General features: G+C 28.4%; 3 protein-coding genes and 1 pseudogene. 3 read left to right on the forward strand and 1 reads right to left on the reverse strand.

The window, feature by feature from the left end; genetic code table 11:
- The 3 genes and pseudogenes from ACERKK_RS11450 to ACERKK_RS11460 form a co-directional block, all read left to right on the forward strand.
- Positions 1-228 (forward strand): annotated as a pseudogene (locus ACERKK_RS11450) (6-phosphofructokinase); the annotation flags it as partial.
- A gap of 82 nt (positions 229-310) precedes the next feature.
- Positions 311-2,257 carry an NAD-dependent DNA ligase LigA gene (ligA, locus tag ACERKK_RS11455; RefSeq protein WP_373773211.1) on the forward strand — a complete coding sequence of 649 codons (1,947 nt, stop codon included), beginning with the start codon at positions 311-313 and terminating at the stop codon, positions 2,255-2,257.
- Positions 2,258-2,389: 132 nt separating this feature from the next.
- The gene (locus ACERKK_RS11460) at positions 2,390-2,863 is read left to right on the forward strand and encodes an acyl-CoA thioesterase (protein WP_373773212.1); all 474 of its coding nucleotides are present in this window, start codon (positions 2,390-2,392) and stop codon (positions 2,861-2,863) included.
- Positions 2,864-2,970: 107 nt separating this feature from the next.
- Here ACERKK_RS11460 and ACERKK_RS11465 read toward each other — a convergent pair.
- Positions 2,971-4,560, reverse strand: a 1,590-nt coding sequence (locus ACERKK_RS11465; RefSeq protein WP_373773213.1) for an ABC-F family ATP-binding cassette domain-containing protein, incomplete at its 5' end; no start/stop codon positions are given.

Raw genomic sequence — 4,560 nt, forward strand, 5'->3', positions numbered from 1 at the left:
GTAAGTTTAGGACATATACAAAGGGGTGGGAATCCAAGTGTTTTTGATAGACTTATGGCAAATGAATTTATAACATTATCAATTGATAAATTGCTTACAGAAAATACAAAATCAGTTATTATTTATAAAAATTCATCATTTCAATTTAAACAAATAGAAGATTTATCAGATAAAACTCCTACAATTAATCCTTTTTTATTAAAACAATTAGAAAAAATGATTAAATAAAATTAATATCTAATTATACTTAGACATAGTTTTAAGTATAATACGATTTCTTAAAATAATACTAATAAAAGACAATACTAAAATGACAAATGAACAATATAATATAGAAATAGAAAAATTAATTAAATGGGCTCATGCATATTATGTAGATGATAATCCACTTGCAAGTGATGAAGAGTATGATTTATTAAGTAGAGCTTGTTTATCTTATGAACAACAAAATCCAGAACTTTCACATCCAAACTCTCCAAATAAAAGAGTTGGTGGTTTTGTACTTGATGGATTTAATAAAGCTTCTCACTTAAGCAGAATGTGGTCACAAGAAGATGTTTTTAATACAAAAGAGTTAGAAGATTGGATAAATAGAGCTAAAAAAGTAAATACAAATTTAGAGTTTTACTGTGAACCAAAATTTGATGGAGCTTCTTTAAATCTTATTTATGAAAATGGTTTATTAAAACAAGCTATTACAAGAGGTGATGGAAGTGTTGGTGAAGATATTACAAATAATGTAAAAACAATACACTCTATTCCTTTACAAATAGAAGAAAAATCACTTTTAGAAATAAGAGGTGAAATTGTAATTAAAAAAGCAGATTTTGAAAAAATCAATGAACAAAGAATTAAAAATAATGAAGCACTTTTTGCAAACCCAAGAAATGCAGCAGCTGGAAGTTTAAGACAATTAGACCCAAGTATTACAGCTAAAAGAAAACTATTTTTTAATGTTTGGGGAGTTGGTGAAAATAGCTTAGAGTTTACTAAAAATTCTTTAATGATGGATTATATTTATTCACTAGGATTTGCAAAACCTCCTATGCAAACTCATACAAAAACAGTTGAGGGAATAGAAAAACTATATCATGAAATAATTGCAGCAAGAGATAGTATTGAAATGATGCTTGATGGAATGGTTATTAAAATTGATGATTTAGAAACACAAGAAGAGTTAGGTCATACAGTTAAATTTCCAAGATATTCTTGTGCATATAAATTTCCAGCAGTTGAAAAAACTACAAAAGTTGTAAATATTATCCAACAAGTAGGCCGAACTGGTGTTATCACTCCTGTTGCTCTTGTAGAACCTACTTTAATTGATGGTTCAACAGTTGAAAGAGCATCTTTACATAATTATGATGAAATTGCTAGATTAGATTTACGAATAAACGATGAAGTAATTATTATTAAAAGTGGTGATATTATTCCAAAAATTACTAAGGTTTTTCATGATAGAAGAACTGGAAGTGAATTAGAGATAAAAAGACCAACACAATGTCCTCAATGTAGCAGTGAGTTATTAGATGAAGGTACTTTAATTAAATGTCAAAATCTTGACTGTCCTAGTATAGTTGCTAACTCTATAATTTATTTTGCTAGTAAAAACTGTATGAATATTGATGGTTTAGGAATTAAAATTGTTGAACAGCTTGTTCGTGATAAAAAGATTTATGATATTTTAGATTTATATGCTTTAACTTATGAAAAACTTGAAAACTTAGAAGGTTTCAAAGAGAAAAAAATAAATAATCTTTTAAACTCAATTGAAAAAACAAAAGGTACTAGTTTAAATAGAGTTATTAATGCTCTTGGAATTGAACATATTGGAGAAGTAGCTTCTAAGCAAATATGTCTAGAGTTTGGATTAAATGTTATTAATATAGATATTGATTCACTTCTTGCACTTGATGGTATTGGTGAGCAAATGGCTAAATCATTTACAGAGTTTATGAGAGTAAATAAAGAGATAGTTTTAAAACTATTTGAAATCATAAATCCACTTGTAGAAGAAAAAGTTCATGTTGAAGAGAATGAGTTTAAAGATAAAACCGTAGTTCTAACTGGAACAATGAGTGTAAGTCGAGGACTTATTAAAAAACAACTTGAAGCACTTGGAGCAAAAGTAAGTTCATCTGTATCTAAAAAAACTGATTATCTTATTTATGGTGAAGATGCGGGAAGTAAATATGATAAGGCTGTTTCACTTGGTGTTGCAACTTTAACAGAAGATGAAATGAATAAAAAGATTTAAGAGATAAAAAAATGTTACTTTTTTATATATTTTAAATAATCTACCCTATTCTTGTAGACATTTGTGCAAATACAATGAAGTTTTATTTTATAATACTTCAAATATTACAATTATCATAATAAGGCAATAATAATGAGCGAAGAAATAAAAAGAGAAAAATCATTAACTATGACAATGTTAATGACTCCAGATAAAGCTAACTTTTCTGGTAAAAATGTTCACGGTGGTGAAATTTTAAAAATGTTAGACCATGTTGCGTATGCTTGTGCAGCTAGATATACAGGTATGTATGCAGTAACTTTATCTGTTGATATGGTATTATTTGAAAACCCTATTAAAATTGGTTCATTAGTAACTTTCCATGCATCTGTTAACTACACAGGTAGAACATCAATGGAAATTGGTATTAAAGTTATTTCAGAAGATATTAAAGATCACACAATTAAAAATACTAATGTATGTTACTTTACAATGATTTCAGTTGATGAATCAGGTAAACCAACTCCTGTTCCAAAATTAGATCCACAAACAGAAGATGAAAAAAGAAGATATAACGATGCTATTTCTAGAAGAGAAGCAAGAATGTCTTTAAGAAATTCTAAATAATCTAAAATTATTTAATAAAAAAAAGGGATGCTTAAATAAGCATCCCTTTTTTTATATCTAAATTTTTGAATCCTAATATTTCTATTAGAATTCAAATAAAAGTATTACTACTTAGCTTTACTTTCAATATACTCTTCATAAGAACCTTTGAAATCAACAATTGATCCACCTGGTTGAATTTCAATAATTCTATTTGCATAAACATCTAATAATTCCCTATCGTGAGAAACACAAACAACAGAACCTGGGTATGCAAGAAGTCCTTCACCTAAGGCAATAATTGCTTCTAAGTCAAGGTGGTTTGTAGGCTCATCAAGAACCATAAAGTTTGGTTGCTCAAGCATGATTTTAGAAAGCATCATTCTATGTTTTTCCCCACCTGAACAAGATTGAACTTTTTTCTCTTGCTCTGTACCATTAAATAGCATTCTACCTAAACAGTTTCTTATTTCTGCAATATCAGCATCTCTATCAAATCCTCTTAACCAATCATATAAAGTCATTTCACCTTGGATTAAGTCAGTAGCATTTTGTGGGAAATAACCATTTTGAATAGTTGCACCCCAATGAACTTCACCAGCATCTGGTTTCATATTTTCTACCATAATTTCACAAAGAGTTGTTTTACCAATACCATTTGCTCCAATAATAGCAATTTTATCATCTTTTTCAACAGTAAAAGAGATATCATTTAATACAACTTCACCATCAAATGATTTAGAAACATTTTTAACAGATAGTAATTCTTTACCTACTTCTCTTTTTTGTTTAAAGATAATAGATGGGTCTCTTCTACTTGAAATCTGAATAGCACCAACGTCTAATTTATCAAGTTGTTTTTGTCTTGAAGTTGCTTGTTTTGCTTTAGAAGCATTAGCTGAGAATCTTGCGATGAATTTTTCTAACTCTTCTTTTTCTTTAAGTTTTTTATTTACATCAGTTTCATTTTGTTTTGCAATTAATGTAGAAGCAATATACCAATCATCATAGTTACCTGAGAACTCTCTAATTTGTTTGTAATCAACATCTAAGATATTTGTACAAACAGCATTTAAGAAGTGTCTATCATGTGAAATAACTACCATAGTACCATCATGGTGTTGTAATCTATTTTCTAACCAACCAATTGTTTCAATATCAAGGTTATTTGTAGGCTCATCTAAGAATAATACATCAGGTCTTGGGTATAAAACTTGTGCTAATAAAACTTTAAATTTATCTCCACCTGTAATAGTTGACATTAATTCACCTTGCTCAGCAGCAGGAAATCCTAAATCTTCTAAGATTTTAGTAATTTTAATATCATATTCATAAGTTGGATCTTCTTCACAACAAATCATTTCTAATTCACCAAGTCTATCACCAATTTCATCAGTGTACTCTTCTAAGTAAAGTTTCTCTTTTTCTTTAATTGCATCATAAAGTCTTTTATTTCCTAAAAGTACTGTATCAAAGATTGAATACTCTTCATATGCAAATTGATTTTGTCCTAAAGTTCCAACTTTTTTACCATTTTGAACTTGAACTTCACCCTCTGTTGCTTCTTCAATTCCTGATAAGATTTTCAAGAAAGTTGTTTTTCCAGCACCATTAGCTCCAATTAGACCGTATCTTTTTCCTGTGTCTAATTTTAAGTTAATGTCTTGAAATAAAACTCTTGAACCATATGCTTTTTTTAGTTTTACAGTTTGAACCAT

This window comes from Poseidonibacter sp., from assembly GCF_041821165.1.
Classification (GTDB): Bacteria; Campylobacterota; Campylobacteria; order Campylobacterales; family Arcobacteraceae; genus Poseidonibacter.

What these genes read in the sequence shown, in the direction of transcription:
- ligA (WP_373773211.1), top strand. Translation starts at nt 311, where the DNA reads ATGACAAATGAACAATATAATATAGAAATAGAAAAATTAATTAAATGG.
- ACERKK_RS11460 (WP_373773212.1), top strand. Translation starts at nt 2,390, where the DNA reads ATGAGCGAAGAAATAAAAAGAGAAAAATCATTAACTATGACAATGTTA.